Raw genomic sequence first — 4900 nt, 5'->3', positions numbered from 1 at the left:
CCGGGCCGCGCTTCCTCCCTGCTCCGACGAGGAACAGGCCGACTGCGCTCAACGCCGCGAGCTGTGCTACAGGTGCCACAGCCTGGAGCTCAAGCTCGTTCATCCGCCCGACCCGGGCAGCGGATTCATTGAAAAACACTTGCAATATTTGGCGCCGACGTTTCTCAATGAGCCATGACCCGTCCGTCGAATCTCCCGCAAACAATACTCAAACTGGCGGCCGACAGGCTGACCGGCGGCAGGCATCCCCTTTTCGTCTGTTTGAGCGTCACCGACCGCTGTAACTCCAACTGTTCCTACTGCGTCTATCGCAAGTTGGGCACGGAACGGCACCCGGACCCGCAGCTCGAGCCTCTTTTCGACCTGATCGATCAGCTGGCGCAATGTGGGGCAAGGCGGATCAACCTTTTTGGCGGCGAACCGTTGTTGCGCGAGGACCTCCGGGAAATCATCGCCCATATCCGGGGGCGTGGCATCGGCGTGGGCGTCAATACCAACGGCATCCTGGCCCCGCAGCGGATCGAGGCGCTCAGGGCGGCCGACTTCGTCTGCCTGAGCCTCGACGCCCTTGGTCCGGCCAACGATCGGGCGAGGGGTCCCCGGGCGTTTGAGCACGCGTTGCAGGCCATCGGGTTGATGCGCTCCAACGGGATCTTCTTCTACGTCAACGCCCTGGTCACCAACGAGAACATTGAGCAAAGCCTCGGGCTGCTGGAGTTGGCCGAGGAGTATGACTTTTATATTCAATACAGCGTCCTGTTCGAATCCGCGGACCAGGAGCTGATCCCCAACCCAGCGGTCGCCGCCCGGATCCTGCGGCGGTTGATGGCGCAGAAGCGAAAAAACAGGCCGGTATTTTTCTCCATCAAGGCGCACAGGCTGATGCTGCGCCACTACGAGCAGGGAGTCGCTGTCCCTCTGCGCTGCAACATTCATAGCTTTGGCTGCACGATCGACGTCAACGGCGACATCTATCCGTGCAGCTTCAGGATCTCGCGGATGAAGACCTCCAACGTGTATCAACAAGGTTTCCGCAAGGCTTTTGACGAGCTGGGCAACGACTGTCGATTCTGTGGATCGGTCGGCTTCTTGGAACAGAACCTGATAGGACGACTGGACCCGGCGGCGTTGTGGAACCTCTGGCGCTTTAGCAAACGATATCGGATCAAGCTTTAACCCGAAAGAAAGGATTCGCATGCTATCGCGCACCGCTGATCAGGCTTATACTGCGCCGCAGAAGGCGCATAGCTACCGGCAATTACCCCACGTCAACCCAGCGAGCCGCGGATTATGCTGAGAATCGCCCTGGTCAGCCCCTATGAGCATTCCATTCCCGTGCAGGTGACCGCCTATCGTGCGTTCATGCCGCGCTACGGTCTGCTGACGGTGGCCGACGCCATGCTCAGAGCGGGGCATCACGTCCAGGTCTACTGTGAGCTGTGCGGCTCCAAGGTCGATTGGGATTACGTATTCAGCGCCGACGTCGTCTGTATCTCCTGTCTGACCTATTGCGCGCCAAAGGCCTATCAGTACATCGATCGCATCCGCGCGCACAGCAGCGCGCCGATCATCATGGGCGGCTGCCATGCCAGCTCGCTGCCCGAGGACTGCCTGGAGCACTGTGATTACGTGGTCAGAAACGAGGGGGAAAAGACCATCGTCGAGCTGCTCGAGGCGCTCGAGGGCAGCGGCGATCCCTCTGCGGTCAGGGGGGTTTCCTTTTGCAACGCCGCGGGAGCGATCGTGCACAATCCGGACAACGAGTTCATCGATGTCCTGGATTACCTGGCGGACCCGTCGGTAGTTTCGGGGTTTACGGCGCGCAGCCGCGGATTCTACCTTCGCGACGGGCTGCTAAACGGCATTCCACGGTTCAATATCGCCGTTATTCAGACCTCGCGCGGTTGTCCCTTTGACTGCGCCTTCTGTTTCGTCAAGCAGGAGCTCGGCAAAAAATATCGCAAACGAGAACCCGAGCTGGTGTTGCGGGAGATCGAACGCTCCGTTGAGGTGCTCAAGACCCGTTTCGTGTTCTTCGTTGACAACGAGTTCACCCTCGACAGAGACCACGCCCTGGCCGTGCTGAGCCTGCTTGAGCAACGCTTTCACGGCGACCTGGACCTGTTCTTCTTTGCCAGAATCTTCATCGCCCAGGACCACGAGCTGATGCAGGCCATCGAACGGGCCGGCAGAGCGTGTATCGGTGTGGGCATCGAATCGCTCAACCCCCGCACCCTGGAGCTGTTTCACAAACCGCAAAGTGTTGAAGACATCCATCAATGCCTCGGCCTGTTGACGCGCTATCGGGTGGCAACGCAACTGCTGTTCATTTTCGGCTCTGATACCGATACGATCGAGCATACGCGCCAAGCTCGGGATCTGGTGATAAGTCACAGGGCCTACAATTGGGGGTTCGCCAGCATCTACGATCTGCCAGGCAGGGAAAAGGCTCTGGGCCTGCCGCAATTCCTGCCGGACGAACGCTTTATCCACCGCGACTGGCGCTTCTATTCGGGTAACTTCGTGGTGCATTATCCCCTGCACATCAGGCCCAGCGTGCTACAACGGGAGATGTCGCTGGCCTACCGCGAGTTCTACAGGGCAAACCGAGAAGCCCTATACCAGTATCACCCGATTCAGGCCACTTTCCGCAAATATATTCCGATCCTGGAAAGCGCTGAGCAGGGGTTGTACGACAGCTCCGACAACCTGATCAGCGAACGTCTGCCCGGCCCGCTGGCCGGGCAGCGGCGGCTCGGGATTGAGCCGGGCAGCGTCTCGGTTGTCGGCGAGGTGGCTCGCTTCTACTGGAACAACCTGACGCGACCGGTTGCCTGGCGCTATCTGTGGGCCTTGGTCAGATCCTGGGGCCGAGGCTGAGCGCTGCGAATTGCAGCCTCACTGGTCCGGGCCGGCGTACCGTACCTCGATCTTTTCATAGAAATACCCGGCGAAACCACCGAGCTCGATCAGATAGCCGTCATCGCGCGTGCGGCAAGGCAGGATTGGTGCATCAACAGGCAACGACTGTTTTACAACACAGCCCAGGCTCGCATCTAGGGGGGGCTCGTCATCCGGCGGATAAATCGTCAACTGTTGGGGAGCGCCCGCCAGGGACCTGGGTAAAAACAGTTCGGATTCAGACAGCAGCATACGTTGCCGGGCCGGGTAGCAGACCTCCTGCACAGTCTTGCGCAAGTAGTACAGATCGTTTTCCCCGGCCGTGATCCGCAGGGCGGCGTCGCTTATCGGACAGACCGGCGGCGCATCGAGCAGCCGCACGACCAGGTATGCAAAACGCTGCTCGTGCAGAACCTTCCAGCCAGCGAATCCTTGGGCAAAGCGTGCGATTCCCTCGTGATTTAATTCAGGGTACAGCCCATACAACCGGGAATCGATCTGCACCTCCCAGATCCGTTCGATGAACGGATGTCGTTGCCACTGGTCATAGGGAAGCGCGACGTCGTCAACGTACCACAGCAAATCCCGGCCATCGACGCTGCCCCAGAACGGGCTGTAGCCGTATAGAGTATATTCCCCCTGCGTTGTCCGGTTGCCCTGCATCCGCTCGAATCCGAGCTCGTAGAAGCTGACCGTGGGAAGCAAAATAGCGGATACCGGCGTGGCGACGATCGCGTCGTTCGGCTCGAGCCTGCTCTCAATGTATTCCCAGGCGGCCCTGGCGTCGGGGTTCTGTCTGTCGAAAATGATGCGGGCGGCCGAGGGGAGCTGGATTGCGATCACCGCCGCCGCGGCGATATATAAAATCGTCAAATGTTTGCCGCGCTGTTCCAGACGATCGAAGAATATTCCGATCAGGCAGAGAAATACCGGGACGAAGGTAATGAGATGCCGGTAGTAATGATAGACTCCGTTGACGCGGACGTCCATTACCCCGTTGACGAAACGGGCTCCCAATATCATCATTAACAATGAGATAATCGTTAATATTGCGGAAAAAAAAGCTGCTTTTCTGCGGAAGGAACCGAGGGTTGCCAATGCCAACAACACGAAATATAATCCGCCGCAGACCTTGACCCAGGTGACGCCGCCGACGCTGAGCTGCAATCCGAGAAAATTCCAGATATCGATTAGGGAATCGGTGAGCAACATGTGATGCAAGGGAAGATACATATTCAATTGCACATTGCGAAAGGCGCTGAATTGAAACACATGCGTTATGAAGAACAGAATCATACACAGCGTTGGAATCACGCCTACGGTCAACCATGCATAAAGTCTGATCAGAGGGCGTGCGGCTGATTCATACTCTTCGCTGATCTTGCGAAAAAGTGTGATAAGCAGCGCCAAGGCCACGGCGGCCAGGAACAACATGAAAAATGCGTGTGAGAGCTCCCCTATTATTCCCCAGAAAAGGGCGTATCTGATTCGCGTCTGTTTTCCCATCAGGATCATGGCCGCCTGATATAGAAACGCCGTGGCGGCCAACAGCAGCACGGCGTAGGTCTCGATCGCCATCGCGTAATACTGCAGGATCGGCGAACAAGCGAAAACGATCGTGGCCCACACGCGGGCCCTCCGCCCCATGAACAGCCCGCAGAGCCGATGGAAGTAAATAATCGCCGCCCCAAACGCCAGTCCGCTCAACAGCCGGAAAAATCCCGGGTCCATCTGAAAATAGCTCAGGCATTTGAGTAAGAAATTGTGCAGCGGCAAATGGGAGTAGCGAATGCCGACGAAACTCGATGCCGTAATCGACATATCGCCGTACGGGAAAAGATTGACCTCCTCCATGTCGGAGATCGACTCGAACCGACATTTGAAGATGTAGATCAAAAACAGCAGACCGCCAATTATTGCCGGGAAAAGATCGGACGCTTCGCTTTTGGGTCGACCAATGCTTTGCGGCGGCCCCCAACGCCTCGCATAACGCAGCAGT

Annotated in this window: 3 protein-coding genes; 2 read left to right on the top strand and 1 reads right to left on the bottom strand. The window is 57.8% G+C overall.

What is annotated here, in order from left to right:
• Positions 1 to 174 precede the first annotated feature (174 nt).
• Both P9M14_06270 and P9M14_06265 read left to right on the top strand, forming a co-directional pair.
• The gene (locus P9M14_06270; GenBank protein ID MDP8255336.1) at positions 175 to 1176 is read left to right on the top strand and encodes a radical SAM/SPASM domain-containing protein; all 1002 of its coding nucleotides are present in this window, start codon (positions 175 to 177) and stop codon (positions 1174 to 1176) included.
• Positions 1177 to 1290: 114 nt separating this feature from the next.
• On the top strand, positions 1291 to 2880 hold the full coding sequence (locus P9M14_06265) for a radical SAM protein (protein MDP8255335.1): 1590 nt from the start codon (positions 1291 to 1293) through the stop codon (positions 2878 to 2880).
• An 18-nt stretch (positions 2881 to 2898) separates the two neighbouring features.
• Here P9M14_06265 and P9M14_06260 read toward each other — a convergent pair.
• Positions 2899 to 4900: hypothetical protein (locus tag P9M14_06260; protein ID MDP8255334.1), on the bottom strand; the 2002-nt coding region annotated here is incomplete at its 5' end.

This window comes from Candidatus Alcyoniella australis, assembly GCA_030765605.1.
Lineage (GTDB): Bacteria > Lernaellota > Lernaellaia > JAVCCG01 > Alcyoniellaceae > Alcyoniella > Alcyoniella australis.
Note: the sequence above shows the minus strand (reverse complement) of the source record. Positions and strands in the feature narration are given on the sequence as shown.

Bases quoted from the DNA above. Each gene is read 5' to 3' on its own strand.
- P9M14_06270 (MDP8255336.1), top strand. From the start codon at position 175: ATGACCCGTCCGTCGAATCTCCCGCAAACAATACTCAAACTGGCGGCC.
- P9M14_06265 (MDP8255335.1), top strand. From the start codon at position 1,291: ATGCTGAGAATCGCCCTGGTCAGCCCCTATGAGCATTCCATTCCCGTG.